The organism is Pedosphaera parvula Ellin514 (assembly GCF_000172555.1).
In the GTDB taxonomy this organism is placed as follows: Bacteria; Verrucomicrobiota; Verrucomicrobiia; order Limisphaerales; family Pedosphaeraceae; genus Pedosphaera.
This window is the reverse complement of record NZ_ABOX02000013.1, coordinates 82,619-108,257: the sequence shown is the minus strand read 5'-3', so window position 1 is coordinate 108,257 and position 25,639 is coordinate 82,619. Positions and strand designations below refer to the sequence as shown.

At 53.5% G+C, this 25,639-nt stretch carries 26 protein-coding genes; 15 read left to right on the top strand and 11 right to left on the bottom strand.

Going from position 1 to position 25,639, the window contains the following annotated elements:
- Window positions 1-33 precede the first annotated feature (33 nt).
- The 3 genes from CFLAV_RS35510 to CFLAV_RS12580 are packed head-to-tail and all read left to right on the top strand — an operon-like array spanning window position 34 to window position 1,849.
- Window positions 34-204, top strand: coding sequence for a hypothetical protein (locus CFLAV_RS35510; protein ID WP_007415116.1), 171 nt, complete (start codon window positions 34-36; stop codon window positions 202-204).
- Window positions 205-237: 33 nt separating this feature from the next.
- Window positions 238-1,059 carry an alpha/beta fold hydrolase gene (locus CFLAV_RS12585; protein ID WP_007415115.1) on the top strand — a complete coding sequence of 274 codons (822 nt, stop codon included), beginning with the start codon at window positions 238-240 and terminating at the stop codon, window positions 1,057-1,059.
- 46 nt (window positions 1,060-1,105) lie between these two features.
- Window positions 1,106-1,849 (top strand): SDR family NAD(P)-dependent oxidoreductase, encoded by a 744-nt coding sequence (locus CFLAV_RS12580; RefSeq protein ID WP_040548385.1) that lies wholly within the window; start codon window positions 1,106-1,108, stop codon window positions 1,847-1,849.
- A gap of 108 nt (window positions 1,850-1,957) precedes the next feature.
- Here the strand turns inward: CFLAV_RS12580 and CFLAV_RS12575 are convergent, their stop codons facing one another.
- Window positions 1,958-2,401, bottom strand: a complete 444-nt coding sequence (locus CFLAV_RS12575) for a hypothetical protein (RefSeq protein ID WP_007415113.1) — start codon at window positions 2,399-2,401, stop codon at window positions 1,958-1,960.
- A 474-nt stretch (window positions 2,402-2,875) separates the two neighbouring features.
- Window positions 2,876-5,593, bottom strand: a complete 2,718-nt coding sequence (locus tag CFLAV_RS12570; RefSeq protein ID WP_007415112.1) for a Kelch repeat-containing protein — start codon at window positions 5,591-5,593, stop codon at window positions 2,876-2,878.
- 549 nt (window positions 5,594-6,142) lie between these two features.
- Here CFLAV_RS12570 and CFLAV_RS12565 point away from each other — a divergent pair.
- From CFLAV_RS12565 to CFLAV_RS12535, 8 genes are all read left to right on the top strand, one after another.
- Complete coding sequence (locus CFLAV_RS12565; RefSeq protein WP_007415111.1) at window positions 6,143-6,697, top strand: flavoprotein; 555 nt, start codon at window positions 6,143-6,145, stop codon at window positions 6,695-6,697.
- A 41-nt stretch (window positions 6,698-6,738) separates the two neighbouring features.
- Entirely contained in the window at window positions 6,739-8,193 is a 1,455-nt protein-coding gene (locus tag CFLAV_RS12560; protein ID WP_150107391.1) for a sensor histidine kinase, read from the top strand.
- A 10-nt stretch (window positions 8,194-8,203) separates the two neighbouring features.
- Window positions 8,204-9,079, top strand: a complete 876-nt coding sequence (locus CFLAV_RS36115; RefSeq protein WP_007415109.1) for a sigma-54-dependent transcriptional regulator — start codon at window positions 8,204-8,206, stop codon at window positions 9,077-9,079.
- Complete coding sequence (locus CFLAV_RS36110) at window positions 9,042-9,638, top strand: AAA-type ATPase lid domain-containing protein (protein WP_007415108.1); 597 nt, start codon at window positions 9,042-9,044, stop codon at window positions 9,636-9,638. Before CFLAV_RS36115 ends, CFLAV_RS36110 begins: the two co-directional genes overlap by 38 nt.
- Window positions 9,639-9,844: 206 nt before the next feature.
- Window positions 9,845-9,997, top strand: a complete 153-nt coding sequence (locus CFLAV_RS35505) for a hypothetical protein (protein WP_160164570.1) — start codon at window positions 9,845-9,847, stop codon at window positions 9,995-9,997.
- Between the two features lie 7 nt (window positions 9,998-10,004).
- Window positions 10,005-10,874 (top strand): presqualene diphosphate synthase HpnD, encoded by an 870-nt coding sequence (gene hpnD, locus CFLAV_RS12545; protein ID WP_007415106.1) that lies wholly within the window; start codon window positions 10,005-10,007, stop codon window positions 10,872-10,874.
- Window positions 10,861-11,694 (top strand): hopanoid biosynthesis-associated protein HpnK, encoded by an 834-nt coding sequence (gene hpnK, locus CFLAV_RS12540; RefSeq protein WP_007415105.1) that lies wholly within the window; start codon window positions 10,861-10,863, stop codon window positions 11,692-11,694. The genes hpnD and hpnK overlap by 14 nt, the downstream gene beginning before the upstream one ends.
- Before the next feature lies 1 nt (window position 11,695).
- Window positions 11,696-12,145 carry a DMT family transporter gene (locus CFLAV_RS12535; RefSeq protein WP_007415104.1) on the top strand — a complete coding sequence of 150 codons (450 nt, stop codon included), beginning with the start codon at window positions 11,696-11,698 and terminating at the stop codon, window positions 12,143-12,145.
- Here the strand turns inward: CFLAV_RS12535 and CFLAV_RS12530 are convergent.
- The 3 genes from CFLAV_RS12530 to CFLAV_RS12520 form a co-directional block, all read right to left on the bottom strand.
- Window positions 12,122-12,778 (bottom strand): phosphorylase family protein, encoded by a 657-nt coding sequence (locus CFLAV_RS12530; RefSeq protein ID WP_160164569.1) that lies wholly within the window; start codon window positions 12,776-12,778, stop codon window positions 12,122-12,124. The two genes, CFLAV_RS12535 and CFLAV_RS12530, sit on opposite strands and share 24 nt — an antisense overlap.
- Window positions 12,779-12,800: 22 nt before the next feature.
- Window positions 12,801-13,586 (bottom strand): 3'-5' exonuclease, encoded by a 786-nt coding sequence (locus CFLAV_RS12525; protein ID WP_007415102.1) that lies wholly within the window; start codon window positions 13,584-13,586, stop codon window positions 12,801-12,803.
- Window positions 13,587-13,815: 229 nt separating this feature from the next.
- Window positions 13,816-15,039: a 2,3-bisphosphoglycerate-independent phosphoglycerate mutase gene (locus CFLAV_RS12520; RefSeq protein WP_007415101.1), complete on the bottom strand. Its 1,224-nt coding sequence runs from the start codon at window positions 15,037-15,039 to the stop codon at window positions 13,816-13,818.
- Window positions 15,040-15,239: 200 nt separating this feature from the next.
- Between CFLAV_RS12520 and CFLAV_RS12515 the strand changes: the two genes are divergently transcribed.
- The 4 genes from CFLAV_RS12515 (at window position 15,240) to CFLAV_RS12500 (ending at window position 19,770) form a co-directional block, all read left to right on the top strand.
- On the top strand, window positions 15,240-16,364 hold the full coding sequence (locus CFLAV_RS12515) for an ABC transporter ATP-binding protein (RefSeq protein WP_007415100.1): 1,125 nt from the start codon (window positions 15,240-15,242) through the stop codon (window positions 16,362-16,364).
- 43 nt (window positions 16,365-16,407) lie between these two features.
- Entirely contained in the window at window positions 16,408-17,499 is a 1,092-nt protein-coding gene (gene ygfZ / locus CFLAV_RS12510) for a CAF17-like 4Fe-4S cluster assembly/insertion protein YgfZ (RefSeq protein ID WP_007415099.1), read from the top strand.
- Between the two features lie 19 nt (window positions 17,500-17,518).
- Complete coding sequence (locus tag CFLAV_RS12505; RefSeq protein WP_007415098.1) at window positions 17,519-18,835, top strand: M50 family metallopeptidase; 1,317 nt, start codon at window positions 17,519-17,521, stop codon at window positions 18,833-18,835.
- Window positions 18,836-18,984: 149 nt separating this feature from the next.
- Entirely contained in the window at window positions 18,985-19,770 is a 786-nt protein-coding gene (locus tag CFLAV_RS12500) for a glucosamine-6-phosphate deaminase (RefSeq protein ID WP_007415097.1), read from the top strand.
- An 80-nt stretch (window positions 19,771-19,850) separates the two neighbouring features.
- On the opposite strand, the gene CFLAV_RS12495 is transcribed toward CFLAV_RS12500, so the two are convergent.
- The 6 genes from CFLAV_RS12495 to CFLAV_RS12470 form a co-directional block, all read right to left on the bottom strand.
- Complete coding sequence (locus CFLAV_RS12495) at window positions 19,851-20,249, bottom strand: DUF6941 family protein (protein ID WP_007415096.1); 399 nt, start codon at window positions 20,247-20,249, stop codon at window positions 19,851-19,853.
- Between the two features lie 148 nt (window positions 20,250-20,397).
- Complete coding sequence (gene ddpX / locus CFLAV_RS12490) at window positions 20,398-21,021, bottom strand: D-alanyl-D-alanine dipeptidase (protein WP_007415095.1); 624 nt, start codon at window positions 21,019-21,021, stop codon at window positions 20,398-20,400.
- A gap of 13 nt (window positions 21,022-21,034) precedes the next feature.
- Window positions 21,035-21,754, bottom strand: coding sequence for a c-type cytochrome domain-containing protein (locus CFLAV_RS12485; protein ID WP_007415094.1), 720 nt, complete (start codon window positions 21,752-21,754; stop codon window positions 21,035-21,037).
- A 159-nt stretch (window positions 21,755-21,913) separates the two neighbouring features.
- Window positions 21,914-23,035 (bottom strand): hypothetical protein, encoded by a 1,122-nt coding sequence (locus CFLAV_RS12480; protein WP_150107389.1) that lies wholly within the window; start codon window positions 23,033-23,035, stop codon window positions 21,914-21,916.
- Window positions 23,036-23,230: 195 nt separating this feature from the next.
- Window positions 23,231-24,910, bottom strand: coding sequence for an excinuclease ABC subunit UvrC (locus CFLAV_RS12475; RefSeq protein ID WP_007415092.1), 1,680 nt, complete (start codon window positions 24,908-24,910; stop codon window positions 23,231-23,233).
- A 95-nt stretch (window positions 24,911-25,005) separates the two neighbouring features.
- Window positions 25,006-25,578 carry a D-sedoheptulose-7-phosphate isomerase gene (locus CFLAV_RS12470; RefSeq protein WP_007415091.1) on the bottom strand — a complete coding sequence of 191 codons (573 nt, stop codon included), beginning with the start codon at window positions 25,576-25,578 and terminating at the stop codon, window positions 25,006-25,008.
- Window positions 25,579-25,639 lie beyond the last annotated feature (61 nt).

The window sequence follows — 25,639 nt, the reverse complement described above, 5'->3', positions numbered from 1 at the left end:
AAATGAAGAACACTTGCTTTAAGGGCCAATAGAATGAACTTTGGAAATGCCATGGGAAGGTTGCCAGATCACTGTCTCGATAAGATTCCGCCGTGCGTTGGCGCGGCGCAATGCCAATTTCTCATTATCGGCGCTGGAATGGCGGCTGCAATCAGCCTGCCAGTTGCGACGTTGATCGCTGAAACCAATCTTCCGCTCACATAAACGAAACACAAAAAGAAGAAAGAAAAGAAATCCATGAATACGATTACAACCAAAGACGGCACACAAATTTACTACAAGGACTGGGGTACAGGGCAGCCTATTGTTTTCAGTCATGGCTGGCCGCTGAGTGCGGATGCCTTTGAGGATCAGATGTTTTTTCTGGCCTCCCGTGGCTACCGCTGCATCGCGCATGACCGCCGCGGCCATGGGCGCTCAAGCCAGCCTTGGCAAGGCAACGACATGGACACGTACGCCGATGACCTCGCGGAGCTGGTCGAAAAGCTTGACTTAAAGAATGCAATTCATGTCGGCCACTCCACCGGCGGCGGCGAAGTTGCACGTTTCATTGGCCGTCACGGCACGAAGCGCGTGGCGAAGGCAGTATTGATCGGCGCGGTGCCGCCGCTGATGCTGAAGACGGCTGCCAACCCCGCTGGCACGCCCATCGAGGCGTTTGACCAGCTTCGCGCTGCCGTCGTTGCGGACCGTTCGCAGTTCTGGAAGGACCTCAGCATGCCATTCTATGGCTACAACCGTCCGGGTGCAAAAATTTCAGAAGGGGTGCGCGAGTCATTCTGGCTCCAGGGGATAATGGCCAGTTTTCCAGCTTCGTACTTTTGCATCAAGGCCTTTTCCGAGACGGATATGACCGAGGACTTGAAGAAGTTCGACGTGCCGACATTGGTCCTGCATGGGGACGACGATCAGATCGTGCCGATCGGCGCGGCAGCAATGCAGTCTTCAAAATTGGTCAAGAATGCGGTGCTCAAGGTTTACAAGGGAGCACCGCACGGCATGTGCACGACGCTTAAGGACCGGGTCAATGAAGACCTCCTGGCATTCTTCAAGGGTTAACACAAAAGCATTCCGTTCCAAACAAACGAAAAACTTGTCAACGCATATGAATAAACTCACAGGCAAAGTAGCCGTGGTCACCGGTGCCTCCAAAGGCATCGGGGCCGCGATCTCCAAAGTACTCGCGGCTGAGGGCGCGGCAGTGGTCGTCAACTATTCATCCAGCAAGGAGGGCGCGGATAAGGTGGTCGGCGAAATTGTTAAAAAAGGTGGTAAGGCAATTGCGGTGCAGGCCAATGTCGCCAAGCAGGCGGAGATTGAAAAGCTCTTCGCCGAGGCGAAGAAGGCGTTCGGCAAGATCGACGTGCTCGTGAACAACGCGGGCATCTATGAGCCGGCTCCGCTTGGGCAGATCACTGAGGAACACTTTCACCGTCACTTCAACCTCAATGTCCTCGGCCTCATTCTTGCGACACAGGAAGCACTAAAATACTTCGGTGCGGAGGGTGGGAGTATTGTAAACACGAGTTCCGTCGTCAGCACGCTGTCACCTGCGGGCACTGCGGTTTACAACGCGACCAAATCGGCCGTTGACGGACTCACCCGTACCTTTGCGAAGGAACTCGGGGCGCGCAAAATCCGCGTGAACTCAGTCAATCCCGGCCCGATTGAAACTGAGGGAACGCATTCAGCGGGACTGATTGAACGATTCCAGACTTTGACTCAGTCCATCCCGCTGGGCCGCATCGGCCAGCCACAGGACATCGCGCCTGCGGTCGTTTTTCTGGCTTCACCGGACTCGAGTTGGATGACTGGCGAGACGCTCTATGTCACGGGTGGTCTGCGCTAGAAGGCATCGTCTAAGGAAGGTGTGGAAAAAGTTGAAACCGTTAAGATTCCGCGGCGGGTAAGGGTCGCGTTCGAAGGACGCATGGTTAGACGGCATGGTCATACTCAATCACCAAAACTTCCACTTCGGTTTTGCTGGCTGTTCAGGGCCAAGTTCCAGACTACTCGCAATCTGCTCCACCTCGGCGACCTCGCTCGACTCTGGCTCGCTGACGCAAATGTGCGTGGCCATGATGTGCTCGCGACCGTCGCTGATAAACCATATCTGAATACGGGGGTGCTCTACGGAACTAAAGACTGCCGTCCCGAAGCTGCCGAATCTACAAGCGCCACCGGATGGCTTAGCCATCTGCCCAAACCCGTTCTTTCGTCCGAAGTTGGTCGCCATCTGCTTCAAACTGTCAGCCGTGATTTCCGGCAGTGGCTTCCCGCCGCGATACTCGGCCCAAGAAACCTGAAACGCGTTCGTGCTGGCCTCGCGACAGAAGGTCGCAGGGCCGTTCGGGCTCTTCTGCTGTGACCAAGTTGTCGGAAGATCAATTTTGAGTCTCATGGTGTGGTGACCTAACGCCGTCTGACTATTTGATATGTAACCTCTGGTTCGTATATTGAACCGTTTAATTTAACGGTTTGCGACAATCGGTAGTGGTTTATTATCAACGACACCGGCTTCTAATATCCGAACCAGCCGTCGTATTTCAAAGCAAAATCCTCCCCAGCCGTTCCCAATCCGATGCGACTTACAGCCACGAACCAGGAAGGCGTGGGATTGCAGGAGTGGTGGAAATGGAGATTTTCGTGGATGCTTCATCGTAAGCCGGTTTGGAAACCGGCGCTCCGGGGGCTCTTGCTGTGCAAACCTGAATGAAGGGATTAGCCTTCACAGCTTTTCAATCGGGTATTCGGTATCAGCGAAAATCAAGGTTGCTCCAGGCGATGGAATTTACGCGTGCCTAGATTGATCGCGTTGGTTAGCGAGAATATGCGGTGGCACGAAAAAGGTTCGAGGTATTGGATACCGCCCGGGTTAGGGTGAGCGCAAGCGGTAAAAGCGTTGCGGACTGTTCGTCGCCTGCGCATCCGTGAATTGGAAATGGCCGGGTGAAACTTCGGTCACGCCGCCAAACGTCGCCCAATTGGTCAATGGCAGCGCGGGGTCGGTGGTGGTCAGCACGCCGAAGAATGCTCCTACCGTGTTGGTGAAAGTGAACTGGAAGCCATTGGTCCCTTGCTGGGCGCAGGTCAGCCTCGTCGCGACGGGGACTGGCACGCTGACGTTCACAACGCTGCTGGTGCCGGGAATGCCGTTGACGAAGACCGTGACCAGCGCATAGCCCGGAGGGAAACCATATACTGGCGCAGAATTGAAAATATTCGTCGACCAGTTCGTGGTCAGCAGGAAGGTGGATTGCCCGCTTTCGATGCTCCGCAGTTGTACGAGAGGATGATCGCCCGCCGAAGCTTGAGAACCATTGCCACCTGAACCTTCTGAAATGCCGCGAAACCCGGAACCAGTGAGGGCGAGAGTGCCTCCCAAATTGAGGTTGGATGTGATCGAGGCAATTTGCGGTTGCCAGGAGTTGGAGAAGCCCAACCCGACATCGTACAGAGCCGCGTTCACAAGAAGGCTGTTGGATAAACTTAGTCCACCTGTAACCAGCAACTTGCCGTCGAGCAAGAGAGTGGCGGTGTGAGAAGCAAGCGGCGTGTCCAGCCCGCCTGTTGGCAGCCAGATTCCGGTTGCTGGATCGTATAGCTCGGCACTGGAAAGGGGGTTCTTGTCCTGGTCCAAGCCTCCGGAGGCAATTACCTTCCCGTTAGGCAGCAGGGTGGCACAGTGCTCGTGTCGGCCTGTGCCCAGCGAACCGGTCAGGGTCCATTTGCCCGTGGTTGGGTCATACAATTCCGCACTGGAAAGGGAAGTATTGTCATGCAACCCTCCGAAAATCAAAACCTTCCCGTTCGGCAGCAAAGTCGCAGTATGTGAATGGCGTGAGACGTTCAAGTTGCCGGTCAAAATCCATGCCGCGGTCGCCGGATTATATAGCTCCGCGCTGGAAAGAGAATATCCTCCCACATAGCCACCTGCCACCAGCACTTGCCCATTTTTCAATAAGGTTGCGGTGTGAATCTGCCGACCAATGTTGAGCGCCCCTGTCAGAGTCCAGACTCCAGTGGATGGATTGTAGAGCTCGGCGCTGGAAAGAAAGTTGGTGCCGTTGGCGCCTCCGGCAACAAGCACCAACCCATTGGGGAGGAGAGTCGCGGTGTGAGTCCAGCGTTCTGCATTCAGGGAGCCTGAGTTCGTCCATGTCTCGCTGGCCGCATCAAATAACTCAGTGCTCGCAACTCCGCTGTATGAGTTATCGATGCCGCCGGACACGAGCACATTGCCGTTCGGCAATAGAGTGGCAGTATGGCTCAAGCGGGCGGTATTGAACGGCTGGGTTGCAGTCCATGTCCTGGAAGCCGGATTGTATACATCCACGTTTGCGAGTGGGATGCCATAGTCACTCCACCCGCCGGCAACGAGCACATTTCCACTGGGGAGCAAGGTTGCTGTGTGATATTCCCGATCGACGCTCAGGGGACTGGTGTTCGTCCATGAGCCGGTCGCCGGATCAGCGGCAGGATCATAAACCTCGGAACTGGACAAAAAGTCTCCGAGATCATAGTGACCTCCTGCCACCAGCACCTGGCCGTTGGCGAGCAAAGTTGCGGAATGATCAAAACGTCGCATGCTTAAAGTGGCCGAGTTTGTCCATGACTGCGTTACCGGGTCGTATAATTCCGACGTCGAAGGAGACCAGATATCGCCCCCGCTGATGAGAACTTTGCCATTGGGCAATAGATTGGCTGTGTGACTTAAACGGGCCGCATTCATGGGCGCGGTCAATGTCCATGCACCACTGACAGGATCGTATAATTCCGCGCTGGTGGTGTACCCGTCGCTATCGTAACCACCCGCAACCAGCACCTTGCCATCCGGGAGCAATGTAGCAGTGAAATCAGCTCGTGGGAGGGTTAATGGGTTGCCGAGTGTCCATGCTCCGGTGGCTGGATCATACAGTTCCACGTCGGCAATGGGAATTCCTTGCGGATCCGTGCCTCCTGCAACCAGCACCTTGCCATTGGCCAGCAGCGTCGCAGAATGCACCTGACGTGGGACGTGGAGCTTGCCGGTGGCTGTCCATGTTTGGTTGGAGGGTTCATAAAGCTCCGCGTCAGTAAAACTCCCAGTGTCACCGTAGCCTGCGGCGATGAGCACCCGGCCGTCCAGCAGCAAAGTGGCCGTGTGACCGTCGTGTGTGAAATTCATGGAACTGGTCGGCGACCACGTCCCGGTGGCTGGATCAAAAAGCTCAGCACTGGAAAACTCATAAGGCGGGGTGTTGATGGAGCCACCTGCCACGAGCACCTTGCCGCTGGGCAGCAAGGTAGCGGTGTGCAATTCGCGCGCATGAATCATTGAACTTGTGGCAGTCCACAATCCGGTGGCGGGATCAAACAGTTCGGCGACGCCGGTAGGGTCATATCCGATCCCGTAGTTGGTAGAACCGCCAGCAACTAACACCTTGCCGTTGGGCAGGAGGGTGGCGGTATGCCAATTGTGGGCACTGTTCATTAGGCTGTTGGTTGACCACGAAGCAGCCTGGGCCGCAGGAATAACCGCCCAACTCAGCACCAGCGCAGCCAATGCTAGAAAGGGTTGAAGAGTGAGCGTGGATTTGATTTGAGTGTTCATTCGGCGGCTTGGGTTACCTCCAGTATGCAGTTCGTTACTCGACAACTACTTAAAAGCGACCGGAGGATGACCACAGTCAGGAAGAACGTCAATGACGAAGGTTGTGAGAAACATATGAGGAGCCATGCTTTTGAAAGGCTCCTGACGGGAGAGGTAAAACTATTTTTGGTGGTTTAGGAATTTGGGCGACGGTACCCTTGCAAGCCTTTAGTGCAGATTGCCTTGGGAGACGCTTGCCAATCGCATCCGGACTTATACGGCTGGACAGTCTGTGTCCAAGGAGTTCGGTAAAGTGGGAGGATGAGAGTACAAAAAGAGACTGGGATCGGGAGGAAGATGGGGGTGAAAGGGGTTGGAGCAGTTGGGTATCCCGAAGGGCGCGGAGTTTGCGCCAGGATTCGGACGGGAAATGGCGATCAAGGGCAGTTAACGACAGTTCAAAAATAAAATTTGATGCGAATTATGAGAGCCGTTTGGGCGGTTCTTTAGCTTTGCATAAAGGAAACGTTAAGGATTAATATTAGGATCGCGATAAAGAGAGAAAATTTCATGAGCGCAACGCGAAACATTGTTCTGGGTGTGACGGGATCGATCGCCGCCTACAAAGCGGCGGAGTTAACGAGCCAGTTGACCAAGCAGAATTGCTCGGTGCAGGTGGTGATGACCGCGGACGCGTTGCGGTTCATCACGCCGCTGGCGTTCAAGACGTTGTCGCGCAATCCGGTGGTAACGGACCTCTATGATGAGGAGGAAGGTTGGAAGCCGACGCACATCAAGCTGGCGGATGAGGCTGATTTGCTGTTGATCGCTCCGGCGACGGCCAACACCATCGCCAAGCTGGCGCATGGCCTGGCGGATGATGCGCTGAGTTGCATCGCACTGGCGTTGAATCCGAAAGCGAAGGTACTCGTAGCGCCGGCCATGAACGGCAAGATGTGGTTGCATCCGGCGACGCAGGCGAATGTGGAAACATTGAAGCGGCGTATGGTGGAGTTCATCGGGCCGGAGGAAGGGATGTTGTCGTGCGGTTATGAGGGGGTGGGCAGGCTCTGGCCGGTGGAGGCAATTGTGCATCGGGCCGTGGAACTGGTGAGCTGGCAGTAGAATGGATGAATTAATTGACCCCGCATGAGGAGACCTGGCGATTGGCTATAAACTTTACGAACTGGCGCAAGACGGAGTGGTTGCCGAGATTGCTGGCGATGCCGCTGCCGGAACCGGCAACGCAGGCATCGCGCATTCTGGCGGTGCAACGCAACATCGTGCTGCCCACCCGGTTGGTGGTTACGGCCATTGTTTTTTACTACCTGTTCTACTCGCGCTGGTTGCCACAGCCTGGAACGCCACGGGAAAAAATCCTGGAGACGATTCAACACTTCTTCATCTTTTACCTGATCTTCAACGCCATGGCCGCCATACTGCTATTGCTGAAACGTTTTCCCGCGGGGTTGGTGCAGTGGCTGGTGTTCACAACGGGGCTTTTCGATGGTCTGTTGCTGGCGGGTTTGACGCTGGAGACAGGCGGCTTTGATAGCAATTTGTTTTGGATGTTTCCCGGTTTGATTATTATCAATGCCATCAGCATTCCGTTGGCCACGCCGCAAATCGTTTTGAACCTGAGCCTGAGCGTGTTCTACCTGGGTGTCGGGTTACTGAATGTAAATATTAGTGACAGCGATCTCACCTCAACTCCGTTGCCATCACCGATGCTGACCAAGAAAGTTCCTGCTCATCCTGCTCAATCTCAATTCATGGCTAATGGGAATTTTGCGTCGGAAACAATTACTCCCGAGCCAACCACGGAGCCGTTTCTTCTGCGTCTAATCATTCTGTGGTTGATGACTTTTTCCTGTTACGGGGTCCAATTGCTTGCCTTCCGTGATCGGCAGGCAGAACAGGAGGCCCGGGAGGCCATGGCGCGCAATAGCGAACTGAAGGCGGCCGGGCGTCTGGCGGCGGAAATCGCGCATCAACTTAAAAACCCATTGGGAATCATTAATAACGCCGCCTATTCGCTTCAACGCGGCATCAAAGAGGGCAAACGGGATGTCTCGCAACAAATTGAAATCATCAGGGAGGAAATTGAACGATCAGACCGGATTATCACGCAATTAATGGGCTATGCTCAGTTAAGCGAAGGGCGGGTTGAAAAGTTAAATGTGGCAGAAGAGTTGGACAAGGCAATCCATGAAGTTCTGCCCATGGGCGCCAATTACGCCATCAACGTGGAGCGGGACTATGGCGATGACCTGCCGGCATTGATGATGCAGCGGAGCCACTTATCGGTTATTTTGGTCAACCTGCTCCAAAATGCGCGGGAAGCCATGAATGGTTCGGGACACCTCGCAATCAGCGTTCATTCCCAAACCGGCAATGAGGTCGAGATAGTGGTGGGAGATAGCGGCCCAGGCATTCCGGCGGACAAAGTAAACCAGGTTTTCGAAGCCTACTATACGAACAAGGAGAAGGGCACGGGACTGGGATTGGCCATCGTAAAACATAATGTGGACCTGTACGGAGGAACGATCCGCATCGAATCAAAGCTTGGAAAGGGAGCACGGTTCATCCTATTATTTCCAGCCAGAACGTTTATAAGATAAGTATAAGTAAATGAGTACCTCGCTGCCACCAGTGCTCGTCGTGGATGACGAAAAGAACATGCGTCTTTCGTTGAAGACTGTCCTTTCCGACGAAGGTTATGCTGTGCGCCCAGTGGAATCCGCCGAAGAAGCCTTGAACGTGCTGGCACAAGAGGAATTCCTTTTAGTAATCACGGATGCCCGTCTCGGCGGAATAAGCGGCTACGAATTAATCGGCAAGGTTCATGCCCGCTGGCCTGAATTGCCGATTCTGATGATCACGGCTTATGCCACGCCCAAGCTGGCCGTCGAAGCCATCAAAGCCGGAGCTTTTGATTACCTCGCCAAGCCATTTGCGCCCGAGGAGTTGTTGCATGCGGTGGCCCGTTGCTCTGAACGGCATCGTTTGATGCATCAAAACGCCACGCTCCGGGCGCGCGCCAATGAAACTTATCAGTTGGAGCAGATTGTGGGCGATTCACAGGGCGTCCGTGACATGCGGCAGATGATTCAAACGTTCGCCCCCACCGATGCCCGGGTGCTGGTTCTAGGCGAAAGCGGCACCGGCAAGGAACTTGTGGCCGGGGCGATGCACTGCCTTAGCCAGCGTTCCAGTGCAAATTATATTCGCATCAACTGCGCGGCCATTCCGGAAACTCTTTTGGAAAGCGAACTCTTCGGCCACGAAAAGGGAGCCTTCACGGGAGCTTTGAAACAGAAGGCCGGACGGGTGGAAGAAGCCGACGGCGGAACGATCTTTCTGGATGAAATCGCGGATATGAGCCGGCCGTTGCAGGCGAAGTTGCTTCGCTTCCTTGAGGACGGCACTTTTTACCAGGGTTGGAGGCACCCAGGAACTCAGGGTCGATGTGCGTTTGATTGCTGCCACCAATCGCGACATCATTGAGGCCATTCGTCAAAACGAATTCCGGGAGGATCTGTTTCATCGGCTGAATGTATTGCAGTTTCGCCTGCCGCCATTGCGTGAACGCGGCCAGGATGTGCTTTTGTTGGCCGAGCACTTTTTAAAGCATTTCGGACATACCATTAAAAAGCCGGTCAAAAAGTTCGCCAAGATGGCGCAGCAGAAACTGTTGTCCCATCATTGGCCAGGCAATGTTCGGGAGTTGCGCAATGTAATTGAGCGCGCGTTAATCCTCGAAACCACGACTGAGATTCAGCCACAAAGTCTGCCCAATTTCGACATCGAAACCGGCTTGCGCAAGGCCGCGCCTCCGGCGAAGACAATCGGCAATCAGTCGCTTGACGAGATGATGTTTGATTTCGAAAAGGACCTCATTGCGCACGTTCTTGAGCAAAATCATTACAGCCTTACCAAGAGTGCAGAGCAGCTCAAAATCAGCCGCCATGCCCTGCGCTACCGCATGCAGCGCCTGAACATCGGCACGGGCACCGATACCGAAGAGGAGCCCACCGCACATATTGGAAAGGACGCCACTCCATGACATCTGGAATCTTCTTCCTGGCCTCCCTCAACGGAGCCTTCAGTGACCTGACACCGGAATTGAAGGAGACGCTGTCGATTTTTGCCGGACTTCTGTGTGTAGTACTCTTGTGTTTGGTTTGGATCCTATATTTTCGAAAACCATCACGCGGACACCAGCATCAACATCGTTCGCACTCACGGGGTCAGAATGGACAGAAAAGCGGCATGGCAGAACCCGTTCCACCAGCCACGAAGAAGCGGAGGGTGCGCCGCAGCAGCCACCCTCAACGCTCGTTTAATCCGACTCTCGCACAAACCCACGGACTGCCTCCGTTGCGAGACGAGCAGCAAAACTCCACCACGCCCTATTCGTCCTGATTGAATCATGCAAGAAAGTCGGACGATCACGCAAAAGAGCGCTTCCAATCTGGCATTGGCTTTTATTCTGTTGCCCAAAGCTAAACGTGACGGGATGTCAGCTCTCTACGCCTTCTGTCGGGAAGTCGATGACGTGGCGGATGATGAATCCGTGCCGACGCCTGAACGCCGGACACGGCTTTCAGCCTGGCGCACAGACATCCAGCGCGCCTGCAATAATCAAACACCTGAGTTCCTCGTTAATCGGGAGCTCCAACCCGTCATTCAACAGTGTCACCTCGCCTTTGGACTGTTCGATGAGTTAATCAAAGGCGTCGAGATGGATCTGGATATCAAGCGCTATCCGGATTACGAGGCCTTGGAACAGTACTGCTATCGCGTCGCTTCCGTGGTCGGCCTGTTGAGCATTGAGATCTTTGGGTATCAGGACAAAGCCTGCCGCGATTATGCCATCTATCTCGGGAAGGCGCTGCAATTGACAAACATTCTGCGGGATGTCCGTTCGGATGCTGAACGCGGCCGCATTTACCTGCCGCTTTCGGAATTAAAAAAGTTTAATGTGTCTGAAGAGGAAATCCTCCGGTTCGAGTATTCCGGGAGGTTTTTCAAACTGGCCGAAAGCGTGGATCAGCGTGCCCGTTACTTTTATCACCAGGCCCGCATCACTTTGCCAAAAGTCGATCGCCGATCCATGGTTGCTGCCGAACTAATGGGATCAGTTTACTGGCGGCTGCTTAAAAAACTGGAACGCCAGGAGTTTGATGTGTTTGGTCCCCAGCCAACCAGGCTCAGCAAATGGCAGAAGATCCTTTTAATTCTTCGCACGGGCTTCCGCGTCACCTCCGGCCTGATGACCCCGAATTATGGCACGCCTTGAGAACGCCAGGCGTTTGATAGTCAACGCAGATGACTTCGGGCGCTCCCACTCCATCAATCAGGCTGTCATCCACGCTCACCGCGAAGGCATTCTTACCACGGGCAGCTTGATGGTGAATGAACCAGCCTGCGATGAAGCCGTTGCCCTGGCCAGGGAGAACCCACGTCTCGGTGTGGGCTTGCACTTATCCCTCCTGTGTGGTCGCTCAGCCCTAACACCGGAGAAAATTCCCGGTCTGGTGAATGAAAAAGCCGAGTTTGGGAATGAACCTGCCGCTGTTGGCTTCCGTTATTTTAGCAGACGCAGCCTGCACGAACAATTGCGCGCCGAGATTCACGAGCAGTTTAAGCGCTTTCGAGCCACGGGCCTGGTCATGGATCATGTGAACGGCCATTTGCACATGCATCTGCATCCAACCGTTTTCCGCATTCTCATGGAAGACGCGAAGGAGCTTGGGATTGAGCGACTGCGGCTTACACGCGACCCTTTTCGGCTGAACGCAAAACTGGTCTCCGGCCAATGGCTTTACCGGGGCAGTCACGCCTTTATTTATCTTTGCCTTTCCGGTCGCGCACGCCCACACCTGCAAAAACGTGGCATTCGCCACACGCATAAAGTGTTCGGCCTGCTTCAGAACGCGAAGGTGGACGAACGTTACTTGACGAAGCTTCTGCCTCACTTGCCCAAAGGAGATTCGGAGCTTTACTCCCACCCTTCTCTCGACGAATTTAGGAACGAATATGAGGCCCTCATCAGCCCCAAGGTAAAGGAACTGGTGACCCAACTCGGCATTCAATTGATTCGCTATCAGGATTTATAACGTGAGCGTAACCAAATTAATCTTTATCTTGCTGATTGGTCTGACACTGGAAGCCGTCGGCGTTGTTTATCTCAACAAAGGTCTCAAACAGGTCGGCGACGTTGAAAAAATTTCCGTGCAGGAAGTGCTGCGCGTGATTAAGCGTGGCATTACCAACGGCAACATTATTTTGGGAGTATTTTTTGAGGCGCTCTTCTTTGGCTGCCTTTTGGTTTTGATGTCCAAAGGCGGGGATGTCAGCTTTATCTGGCCACTCACGGCGTTGGGATTCGTGTTCACAACCATCGCGGCGAAATTTGTTTTGGGCGAACACGTTTCACCATTGCGGTGGGGCGGCGTCTGCCTGATTGTCATTGGTGCAGGCTTGATTACCTATAGCGAGAAATTGCAGGAATCCAAAAAGCAGCAACCTGCTTCCTCGGCCACTTCAACGTCGTCGGGCCAACAATAGCTTCTCCAGCACATCCGCCAAATTGCGCGCGGCGGCAATCGTGCGCTTCTGAAACTGCATCAACTGCGGAATTTTTTGTGGGCCGCACATCAACTTCCAGGCAAGCTTTCCAAAATCAATACGCTCGTCAGGGGTCATCAAGGCATTGAAGTCCAGCGGCAGGTCTTCATCAGCGGCATCGGAGATCACTCTGATGGTAGCGCTGGGAATCTTTTGCGCGCGACAGACCTTGCGAATGATCGATGATTCCATTTCCACCACATCGGCTCCAGTGGCGACCCAAAGCGCCTTCTTCTCCGCCGAGGTGACAGCCACTCTGTCAGCACAGTGGAAGCGTACCGGAGTTGCATTCAATCCTGTCAGTAGAGAGCGTAAACCGGCATCCTCATCCTCCTCAAAGACAACTGAGCCGGTCTTAAGTCTGGGATTAAGCCCTCCTGCGAAACCGGTGGTCAAAACCAGGTCTGGTTTGTTTTTCGATAAGGCACCCTCAATACCCTTGGTCGCGTTCCTCACTCCCATTCCAGTAATAATGCGCTCGCATTGAGTAGTGACAAAGAATTTTGCTTCTTCCTTTACTGCAAAACATACCAGCACCCGCGCTGCTGGATCTATTGAAGACGATGAACCCACGAGGATATGAATGATGGACCAGTTACTTGATGCCGGCCAGGCGCTCTTTCCAAATACGGTAGAGAAGAACCGTGGCATGCACGTCACGCAGGCAATACTCTGCTATTTCCCGATAACGCCCCTCAGCCATCATGTTGCTGACATCCATGCCGGTGACGCCATGGCTCTTGGGTGATTCGATCCCGAAAATCTTGCAATAAAAATCCAGATTAAACCGCCGCGCCGCCCCCTCGCGACCGCTCACACCATAAAAAGTAAGTTGTTCTGCAAGGTCACAATGAGGCTCGACCGCATAACGATATCCCAGCCAGTTCTTGCGCGTGATAGGGACGTTTAACGCTGCCGAGCGCAGGTACAGGAAGGGAACATCAAAACCGCGCCCATTAAATGTGACCACTGAATCATAATGCTGAGCCACATCCCAAAAGGCAGTCAGCAATTCGACTTCATCCACGCAGGGAACAAATTCCACGGGACCGGCCTGGACCTCATCTTCATCATAGTCATCAGCCGTAAACAACACCTGGCCCCGCACCGTATCGACATTTAACATGGCAATGCACACCACCTGTGCAGTAAACGGCCAGAGACTGAACTGGCGAAGAATTTCAGCGCGCCGGTTTTCACGCTGGACTTCATCTTCGATTTTTTCCAATTCGCGAAAGAGATATTCCTGCTGTACTTCATCAAAGTTTTCCAGCGGCACTGCAGAAGTCTCGATATCAAATACGATGGTTGCCATGGGGCGAAGAACCGGGAGGTCAGACAACCAGGATGGGAAACCTGTCACACGGACCAGGTTTTCCATCCTGGCATTTCATTTGAACGTTACTTTTTTTTCTTAACAGCTTTCTTTGCTTTTTTCTTAGCAGCCACGAAACTCACCTCCGATCAGTTAGTGGTTTGATTCATTGATTTGATTAAGACATAAATTTCACACCTGACCAGTACTATTTTCATCAATCAAAAATAATTTTCGCCTTCGTGCAATCTTTTTTTTACATGAAGGCGATATTTTTTTTCAACGAGGAACGTTTTTAAGCGCCGAACTTGTCGAACATTTTTGCATTCGCCTGCATTAAGCGCATCAAAAATTTCGCTTCAAAAATTCCGAGCGATCCACCATTGGCACCCGTTTCAGTAAAGCGTTCCAGCTTGTCCCAGCCGGACAATTCCGAGGAGAGCAACACCGGCTGCGGATGCCATGAATGACCTTTTGCGGCGCACGGAGTGGAGTGATCTCCTGTGATGGCCAGCACGTCAGGGTTCTTCTTCAACAGTATTGGCAAGGCAGCATCGAATTCTTCAATGGCTTTTTTCTTGGCATCAAAGTTTCCATCTTCGCCGTACATATCAGTGTATTTATAATGGATGAAGAAGTAGTCGTAGTTGTCGTATTCCGCGACACAACGCTCGAATTGCTCAGCGATGGTCTGCGTTCCCTCCAGCTTGGTCATGCCAACCAATTGAGCCAAACCCTTGTACATGGGATAGACAGCGATGCATGCGGGCTTGAGCAAATAACGCTCTTCGAAAGTGGGAATGTGCGGCTGGTGCGCGATACCGCGCATGAGGAAACCATTCGCAGGATGTTTTTTGGCGATGATCGGCAACGCCAATTTATAGAATTGCTTCACCAGATCGGCTGCCTTTTTGGCCTTGGCCGATTTTTTATTCACTGGCACAGCAGAAGGAATCGGCGCCCCTTCGTGATGCGGATCGGCATCGGTCAGTGGGCCTTCCAGACCTTTGCCGCGGAACACCACCACAAAGCGATGGCCCTTGCCCGCTTTGATGATGACTTCGGTGGTGCCGATCTTTTTGATTTTTTTGGAAAGTAATTCGCACAGCTCTTCACAAACAGCGGTTTCAATTCTTCCCGCACGACGATCCGTCACGATGCCTTTGCCATCCAGCGTGCAGAAATTGGCCCGCGCAGCAACGTCGCCAGCCTTGAGTTCAATTCCAAGCCCAAGGGCCTCGATCACACCGCGGCCCACTTGAAACTCAAGCGGATCGTAGCCAAAGAGCGCCAGATGCCCAGGTCCACTGCCGGGAGTGATGCCGGGAGCTACGGGGATCATGCGGCCTTGTGCTGCGTCCTTCGCCAGAGCGTCTAGATTGGGAGTCTTTGCCGCTTCGAGAGGTGTTAGATGCCCCTGCCCCTTAGTGGCCAGGTCGCCAAGTCCATCCATCACCAGCAGCACTAGCTTGGCTTTGTTTTTTAATGTCAGTTCAGAATAAAGCGTATCCAGATTCATGGTATCTCTTGTTCTTTAGATAATCTTCAAAACTCAATTAATTATGAGTCAGGGACATTACCATTCTGAAACAAAGATGCAATGGCCTATGTAAGGTCGAAAAGTTTTACTTCCATCAATCTACTTTTCACGCCAAAATATCTTTCCCCCGCGCTTAAAGACAATCTCGACATTCCATTGGCGCCCAATAAAAATGTGGCATGGCACGCGTTGTCATCGAAAACCTGGGCAAGACCTTCAAGGGTCCCAAAGGTGAAGCCATTTCGGCGGTAAACAACCTCAATCTGACAGTTGAAGACCGCGAGTTTCTCGTGCTCGTCGGCCCTTCCGGCTGCGGTAAGACCACCACTCTCCGACTGATTGCCGGCCTTGATGAAATTTCCACCGGCAACATTTCGATCGACGGCAGAGTCATCAACACCGTTCCGCCGAAGGATCGCGACCTGGCCATGGTGTTTCAAACTTTCGCGCTCTACCCGCACATGACCGCCTACGAGAACATGGCGTTCGGCTTGCAAGTGCGTAAGCTTCCCAAAAAGGAAATCGGCCAACGTGTTCGCGAGGCAGCAGAGATGCTTGATATTAAGGATTGCCTCAATCGCCTGCCCGAAGCTCTTTCCGGTGGCCAACGTCAACGGGTCGCGCTTGGCCGCGCTATCGTGCGCAAGCCAAAGGTTTTCCTCTTCGACGAACCACTCTCCAATCTCGACGCCCCCATGCGCCTTCAGATGCGCAAGGAGCTTCACAAGCTCCACACTCAGCTTGGCAGCACGATGATATTCGTCACCCACGATCAAAGTGAAGCCATGGCCCTCGGCGACCGCATCGCCGTCATGAAACAGGGCGTTCTCCAACAGGTGGACCAACCGGCAACCATCTACAACCAACCGGCAAATTTGTTTGTCGCGAACTTCATTGGCTCTCCTGCGATCAATATTTTTCAAGGAAGAATTCTCCGGGATGCTCAAGGACTCTCCTTCCAATTCGACACCGCCCAAGACATCACTCTCAACCTCGACCGCGCCTTGGAGGATCGCTTACAAACCCGCATCGGCAAAGAAGTTATTCTCGCCATTCGTCCCGAGCATATTAGTTACGCAACTCCTGCGTCTGGAGCTAATACCAATTGGATTGTCTCTGCCACAATCGAACTAGCCGAATCGATGGGTGCGGAAACCTATCTCTACGCCAAACTCGGCGCAACTTCCTTCACCGTACGCACCGCTGCTGCCAGCTCCGCGTCCCCTGGCCAATCTGCCAATTTCCTCTTCGATCTGCATCACGCACACTTCTTCGATCCGAACACCGGAATGGTCATCCTCTAAAATTTTCTGTGCGGCCACTCCCCTGAACCCTTACATTCACTTTATGGAAGCACTGGCTTTACATGAATTTCATCACGGACTAAACGCTGTCTTCACAGAAGTAAGCGGCATGGAAGTGGTCGACCATTATGGCGATCCTGTTTCTGAATACCGCGCGCTGCATGAAAGCGCCGCCGTGCTGGATCTCAGTTTTCGGAGCCGCATATGCCTCACCGGTGCCGATCGCGTGCGCTTCCTGCACGGGCAGGTTACCAATAATGTTCAAGGCTTGCGCACAGGCACAGGCTGTTATGCCGCGCTGGTAACAGCCAAAGGCAAATTGCAGAGCGACCTCAACATCTATGCCTTGAAGGATGAACTACTCCTCGACTTCGAACCCGGCTTGACCAAAGTTGTCTCCGAACGCCTCGAGAAATATATCATTGCCGATGATGTTCAGATCATTGATGTCGCTGCCGCTTATGGACAACTCAGCATTCAAGGTCCGAAATCGGAAGCTGCGATTCGCAGTCTGGGACTCGACTTGGAAATTCCCGCCCAACCGCTCACGTTAACCTCGATCAACAACCCAAACCTCGGCGAAATCTATTTGATGAACCACCCGCGAACCGGCGGAGTTGGTTTCGACCTCTTCGTGCCCACGCCTGCACTCGGCGCGGTAGCCGATAAGCTCATCGCGGCGGCCAAACAACAAGGCGGCTCCGCAGGCGGTTGGACAGCGTTGGAGCGTGCCCGCATCGAAGCCGGCCTGCCACGCTTCGGTGCCGACATGGATGAAACCAATCTCGCCCCCGAAGCCATCGAGGCGCGCGCCATCAGCTATTCCAAAGGTTGTTACATCGGCCAGGAAGTCATCGCCCGCATTCGCACTTACGGGCAGGTCGCCAAAGCCCTCCGCGGCCTGCGACTCGATGACAAACTTAAAACCCTGCCAGCAAAAGGCGACAAACTGTTCCACGACGGCAAGGAAGTCGGCTACATCACCAGCGCCGTTTCCTCCTCCAAGCTCAACGGCAACTTCGCTCTCGGCTACGTCCGCAAGGAAGCAAACCAGATCGGCTCGGAATTAATTCTTCGCACTGGCGAAGGTGAGTTTTCCTCCCACATCGTGGAGTTTCCGTTCAAACCCGCTTAAAATCGCATTTCCATCACTCATGTCCATCAAGTGCGATCGCTGCGGCACTGAAACCTCCATCGAGGGAGCTTTCTATCGCATTGAAGTTCCGCACAGTAGCCGCGTCCTGCGCCGTTGCCCGGAATGTTGGCTGGAAGTCACAAAGGGAGCCTATAAACGCACCCTCGCGGCCTATGCGATGTGCGGAATTATCTCTCTACTATTTCTTTGGTTGCCCGCAGATAAAACATTCGGAATGTTTCTGCTAAATCTGCTCCTCTTTTACGTTTTGATGATCCCGACAACTTTGCCGCACGAATTCGGCCATGCTTTCGCCGCGCAGGCCTGCGGGTGCCGTGTTTATCATGTGATCATCGGCTTGGGCGCCACCGTTTATGAAAGGTCCTTCTGTGGCTTCAACCTTCAATTCAACTCTATTCCCTTCGGTGGTTTCGCCATCTGGGCGCACCGGACAACTTTTGCCTACCGTCGGAAGGAACTGCTGGCAATCTTTGCGGGCCCGCTGGCAAACCTCCTGCTTGCTGGCGTGACCCTGCTGTTATTCCCTGAACAGGCCCTCAATTTCAACGTCATGGGCGGCATCCAGCCAGCCAGCATGTTCCTGCTCGCCAATCTATTCCTATTTACTTTCAACCTGTGGCCGCGCCGCATCCACACAGTTTTCGGAGACATTCCAAATGACGGGCTCAGCATCTGGAAAACCTTGCATCTATCCGATAACGAAATTGCTCTAAAACCACTGGGTTATTATAATGCCGAAGGCCAAAAGGCTCTTCAGGAAAAAAACTTTGGCAAGGCTTATGAAATCTTGCACACAGGACTTAATCTTTATCCTGACAATCTCCCCCTCCTCTCTTGTCTGGGCGCAACGCTGCTCGCCGCTGAACGGTTCACGGAAGCCCGCGATGTCTTTCTGGACGTATTAAATCGTCCCAATCTTCCCGCAAACTACCGCTGTCTCATGCTCAATAACATTGCCTATGCGAACTCTTTTCTTGGCGGCGAAGCACTAATCAAGGAAGCCGATCGCTTCTCCGAGGCGGTTTTGGTGGAACTTCCCTTTGTCCCGGCTTATCGAGGCACCCGCGGAACCGTGCTTGTGGAAATGGGCCGCCTGAACGAAGGCATCGCGTTGCTCAAAGAGGCCATGGAAAAACATTCCGATAACGAATCCAAGGCTGGCGATGCCTGCCACATAGCGATTGCAGAGAAGCGACGTGGCAACCTTGAAGAGTGTAAAAGGTTTACCGACCTTGCCAGAACGCTTGATCCTAAATGCACTCTATTAAAAAGAGTTGAAGCCGCATCTTTGCAAGACTCCCCAGTCGCGAAGTGAATTCTGGTTTTGGATAAACAGTGATCCCGGAAAATACACGCCGGACGGCTTGCCCAATCATGCCTGGTTTTCGGTCCTTTACCCGACTCTTGCATCCCGCGCCGCCTTTACCTAATGTTTGCGGGTTGTAACGAAGAAAATTTAATGTCATGACCACTGTATCCTCAGTAATGCCCGTCAAAACATTTCAAGTCGATGCACTGCCTGTGCGCGTCTATGCGAGTCAGGCTGACCTCTCGCAGGATGTTGCCCGCGTCGTCCAGGCTTATCTGCGCGAAGTGCTCGCCGCCAAAGGCTCGGCCGCCGCCATTCTTGCCACGGGCAATTCCCAGATCAAATTTCTCGAAGCCCTCATCCAGCTCGGCGGGGTTGATTGGTCCAAGATCACTCTCTTTCACATGGATGAATACCTCGGCATCTCCGGCGATCACAAGGCCAGTTTCCGCCGCTACATGCGCGAACGCGTCGAAAGCCGCGTCAAGCCCAGGGCCTTCCATTACCTCGAAGGCGATGCCCTGCTCCCGATGGATGAGTGTGACCGTTATACCGCGCTGTTGAAGGCACAACCCATTGATCTCTGCTGCCTTGGTGTTGGCGAGAACGGTCACCTGGCGTTCAATGATCCGCCGGTCGCCAACTTCGAAGACAAACGTCAGGTCACCATCGCCAAGCTTGATGAAAAGTGTCGTTTGCAGCAGGTCGGTGAAGGTCATTTCCCTGGCATGGATGCCGTGCCACAATATGCCCTGACCTTGACCATCCCCACCCTTTGCTCAGCCAAAAAAGTGATTTGCATCGCTCCGGAAAAACGCAAAGCCCAGGCAATCAAGGACGCCTTGCAAGGCCCCATCAGCACCGCCTGCCCGGCCTCCATCCTTCGCAAGCAACCCCACGCCACCATGTTCGTGGACACCGACTCCATCAGCTTGCTCTAGGAAGACTAAATGGTTTTGATTGGTTCAAAGGCGCGGACCTTCTCCGCGCCTTTTCCATTTTTGCATACATCAAAAACACATCACCCCTGCCTTGTCCCCCGCACCAGCAGTGGAATACTCCCCTGCTGCCGGCCATCCAACGAAATATCGACCGAGTACAGTCCGGCCTTTTCAAACTTCAATGGCGGATGCACCACGATGACATTGGAAGTCGCAAAATGCGACTCTGCAGGAATGGCCACTGCAATGGGCAAATCGATTCCCGGCATCAACATTTTTCCATCCTCATCCATGAACGTCAGCCGCAATTGATGCGTCCCTTCCTCCTCACTCGTAAACGTAAGCCGCAACGCGATGCAACACTGCGCGTAGACAAACGGGAACTGCGGCGGATTCAACCCGTCAAACGCCCCTAAAATGTTCAGCTTGCCTCCCGAATCCGTCGCGGCATCACACAAAACGGCAACTTGTATATTCATAGACGATGTTAATCAACAACCGGTGTCATTTGCTGAGCGAGGCATTGTAATCCCGAAATCCACGCTCCCAACCTCCGCACAGTATCAGCCATTTACCTGAAGTCGCGCTTATTGTGACACAATCCGGTTTTGCAAACCCTCCTACGACTCACTTGATCCTGGAGTAATCGATATCAAGAATCTCGTACCGCTCCCAATTCTTGTAATCAAAATGCCACCATTCGGCAGGCAACCCCTTGAATCCGTGCGCCGTCATTATCCGCGCAAGCAATTCGCGGTTTTGAATTTGCTCCTCCGGCAGATCCATATAGTTCCGGTGCGCCTTCTCCGTAAAATCATCAAACTCGGTCGGCATCGACACCGCGGTCCCATCCAGCCTGATCAACGTCAAATCCACCGCTGCACCGCGATTATGGCGTGACCCCTTCGCCGGATTCGCCACATAATCCTCATGCGGATACACCTCCCACATTTTCTTTTGCACGGAAAGCGGACGGTAACCATCATAAATCTTCAGCCCATAACCCAGTTCGTGCAATTCCTCCTGCACCTCTCTGAGGCTCACTGCGGCTTCCTTGCGGAGACAGCATTTGGCCACGGGATAAAGCTTTTTCCCCGTAAAATTGTTGGTGGTCGCATAGCGAATATCCAACACTACTCCGGGCACTACTCTTTTCACATCGACCAGGTCAGCCATCTGTTTGTTGGTACTGCAGCCAGCCAGCAACAGGAGAGAGCCCGCAATCGCCAGCCATCCGTGTTTGCGTCGCATAACCAACAGCAAACTATTTGGCTCCTTGATCAATCCACTTCTTTAGCACGTCCACCTGGGCTTTGGATAATTTGTGTTTCTCCGGTTGGGCAATGTCTTCATCCTTGCCGGAGACGATCGAGATCAGCGTGCTCTTCTTGCTGTCACCGGGCACCACCACTTTGCCATAACTCTTGCCACCTTTCAGCACTGCTTCCTTCGAGTCCACACTGAAACCGCCCTTCGCCTCTGCACCGCTATGACATTCAGCACACGACGCCTTGAAAATCGGTTCCACTTCCTTGCTGTAATCCACCTGCGCCACTGCGGTGCCTGCTTCCTGCGGCCATTCCGCACCTTGATCAATCCAGGCGCGAATAATTCCAATCTGTTGCGGTGTGAGCGGGCCACCAGCATCCTCCGGCGGCATCAACATGTCTTCCACCTGTCCGCCGAGCATGTACACCAGGCGACTCTTATCGCTCTTGCCCGGCACAATCACCGGCCCTTTGCTCCCTTTCAGCGCGGCTTCGCGTGAATCCATTCGGTATTTGCCCTTTTGCTTCTCCGGCCCATGGCAGCGGAGGCAATTCTTCTCGATGATCGGCTCAATATCCTTTTTGAAATCTGGTTTCCTGGTTGAGGGCGGTGGCAGCTTGCCCGGGTCCAACTCCGCTGCGCCGGCCATCTGGGTCGCAAGCATGCATCCCCCTAAAAACGTGAGAACAGCGTATTTAGCATTGAATCGCTTCATAAGTTCTGAGGCCGCATTCTCATCCAAAAAATGTCTGCACGCAACTCAAAGCTGTCCCACCTTGAAAATGGGTAAATAGTCCCCGCCCCCCGATCTCGCTAAAGCCGGGACCGACGACTGAGAACGCGACGCTGGATGGCTTAACATTTCGTTCCCAAGTCAACCACTCACACCCGCTCTCTCGCTGACGGGAACCCGGCTTTCACACTTCCGAATCACGTAAACGCGTGAAAGCCAAAATGGGTGCAGGCCGATGGAACGGAATGGCGACGGGATTCGCAAGCTCCTTTCGCATTTGTGTCCAAGCCATGAAATAAAAAGGCCGCCCAGACCCGCGAAAAACAGCCACAGAAATTCGTGATCCACCGGATTGCCTTGCAGGGAGTCATACACCACCGAACCTCCCCCCATGACAGTGACAGCCAGACTGAGAAGTAAAACGAAAAAGGCGATACCCTTTGCGACCACCGAGAGCATTCTCCGAATCCGGGTTCGCACCGCGCAGGACTGGCAGACGCAATGAGCCGTCTCAAAGCTAATCTCCGTTTGCTGAAGCGTGATTCCAATGCGTCCGAAAAACAGCATCAGAAAATTAAAGCTCGTGAATGTGAACTTCGGTTGGACCATGGTAATCCAACGATAGGCCTGTAACTGACTCACCGCCGTGCTGTGGCAGATCTCGCAGTGACTTTGTTCCGCACCGGTGTGCCGGCGATGCCTCGCCTTGCCATACTCCATGAGGCTCGAGTCCGTGATCCCATACGGAAAAAGTTCCTTCAACGATTTCAGGGGCCGGTTCGATGCAATGATCGACTTCAAATCTGGACTGCCCTCGGCACAGGCCGTCGATTCATCATCGCACGCCCGCTTCGACCGCGTCAGGTATTTCAACACCTGCAAGCCGATGACCAACAGAAGCAATGGAATCCCGAACCGCTTCAATTGCTGAACGGGGTCGTTCCGCGTTTCGGACAGAGGGGTAGGTGCGTCCGCAGTGGCCTGCGTGACAAGTTGCGGTGCGGTTGGCACCATTGCTGTTGCCTTGAAAGGCTCCGCCGCCGGATAGCCGAGACGGGCTCGGGTGGCGCTATCCAAATGTCTGACCTTTACCGTCGCCATCCCTTGTGCATGGCGGATAAATATATCCGTCGCCGTCTTACCTGTCACAACCACGTTCGTATAGGACTGCGCGCCCACCTGCAAAAAAGGCAGCGTCTCATTCGCCCCGACGGCACTGCCGATGCATCCCAACAGCAACACTACCGGCAGAATTCGCCTCAATCGGCGACACTTTAAAGAAGGTATTGCCCAACTTTGCCCAACCAGGCCAAAGAAATGCGGTATAATGAGAAGCCCTTCTAACAAACCCACGCAATCCATGCTCCGGATTGAGCATTATACATACCAACGATGTGCCGTCTTACAGGAAGTTGCCCCTATGGATTCACTGTTCCCGCCAACATCGTGTCCGTATCTTCAGCCTTGCAAATCGATTTCAGGGGGCTGTTTTTGTTGCGCGGTTTCTGCCGGCTTCTCCTGTCCGTCTTCACCCTCTTTGGTTGTCAGCACCGGTGTCGAAGATCGCGCCTCAAGAAACGCCTTCAAATCCGCCGCCATCTTGCCGCCGAACCCGGGCACTTCCGCGATCTGCTCCACGGTCGCAATCCGCAAGCGCTGCACGGAACCAAACTTCTTTAATAAATCCGCCTTGCGCCGTTGCCCAATATTCGGGAACTCATCCAAAATACTCTCGGAAATTTTCTTCAACCGCAGTTCGGCATTATATGTGTTGGCCAATCGATGCGATTCATCGCGCACCCGTTGCAACAACTTCAGCGCCCCGGAAGCATGGGATAAACGCAGCGGTTCACTCTGACCCGGCCGATAAATCTCCTCAAACTCCTTCGCCAGCCCGATGATGGGAATCTGGCTCAATCCGAGTTTCTCCAACTCCTCGCAGGCTGCATTCAATTGCCCCTTGCCACCATCGATCAAAATCAAGTCCGGCAGGTTTGACGGCAGTGGTGAGCCTGGCAATGCGGGTTGAACCTCCGATGCATTCTCTGACGGTTGCGGCACTGCATTGGCTGAAGCTGCCTCCATTGCCTTTCGGGCTTCTTTTCCTTCGCGCAGCAATCGACTGTAGCGACGCCTTATGGTCTCCGCCATGCAGGCAAAATCATTCTGCCCCACCACCGACTTCATCTTGAACTTGCGGTAGTTCGAGCGATCAGGGCGTCCATTCTTAAAACTCACCAACGAAGACACTGCGAACGTGCCGCTGATGTTGGAAATATCAAATCCTTCAATGCGCATCGGCGGCCCGGCCAAATCCAAGACCTGTCCCAACTCAGCCAAATCCCGTTGCGGCTCGATGGCCAGCGGGAGGTTATATGGGAGTCGCTCAAACTTGACGGTTTTCTTCGTGGTCTGCCTCAAATCGGAAATGGCATCGCGCAACATCGCCGCGCGCTCGTAATCCTGCGCTGCCGCTGCTTTCTTCATCTCCTCGGCGAGCTGCTCCTGCATTTCCTCACCTTGACCGGAAAGAAAATCACACGCCGCCTGCACTTGCGCCAGATACTGTTCCCGCGTCACATTCCCAATACATGGAGCCGTGCAATGTTTCAGGTTGCCATAGAGACAATGTTTGTAATCCCGCTCGTTGGGCGTCAACGGTCGGCACCCACGCAAATGAAACTGCCGACGTATCATCGTCAGGGTATTCTTCAAAGCGGAGGAATGTGCGAAAGGTCCGAAGTAACGCGCTCCGTCATCCTGCTTGAACCGGGTTAGCGTAAACCGGGGAATGGGGTCGTTCAGGTTGACCTTCAGCATCAGGAATCGCTTATCATCCTTGAAGCTGATGTTGTAGCGCGGATGGAATTCCTTGATCAGCTTGCCTTCGAGCAGCAATGCTTCCGGCTCACTACGGACCACGTGGACATCCAAATCGTAAATGGCTTCGGTAAGCGCCTTGAACTTGAGGTCCCAACCCATCTTGCGGGAAGGATGGAAATATTGGCTGACTCGCTTGCGCAAATCTCGCGCTTTACCCACATAAATCACCGTACCGAATCTATCCTTCATCAGGTAGATGCCGGGCTTATGGGGCAATTCGTTAAGTTTGCTGCGAATCAGCGCTGAAACGGCCATAGTCTTACTTAACGCCTATTCGCCGTGTTGCAACCCTTTCCAGGCTGGAAACTTGGTTAAAAGGCCGAAAAACGGACCTTCTAACCTTCACGACTCTAAAGCTTCGCGATTTCCGGCTTTTCCATGAAGGCGTAACAGAGCATATGGCAGATACCCATCTGCGCATCTTCCACCCGCCCATAATGCGTGGAATCAATAACAATGGCCTGGTGCGCAATCTCCGCCATACGACCCTTCTTGGCACCCACGAGCGCAACGGTGTGCAAGCCATTCTGATTGGCCCAATCCAGCGCATGCACCACGTTCGGAGAATTGCCGCTGACACTTAAAGCCAGCACGAGGTCGCCCTTCCTGCCGTAGTTCTGCAACTGGCGCACAAAAATCTGGTCATAGGCGTAATCGTTGCCGATCGCCGTCATCCAACTCACGTTGTCATTGAGCGAAAGCACCCGGAAACGCTTGCCGATTTTGTCGGAGGAACCCTTGCCCAAATCGGTGGCGAAATGGGAGGCATTCATCGCGCTGCCGCCGTTGCCAAAGACGAAAATCTGGCGATCCTCAGCCACAGCTTGCTTCAATTTCTCAATCACCTGCGCCACAGCCTCCACGGGAATCGAATCCAGAGCCGCTTTCTGCGCCGTAACAAAATCATTAATCCATTGCTTCATTAGTTGCGTTAGTATGCCATTTCGCGGAAAAAAGCACAGAGAGAATTCGTGGATTATGCGC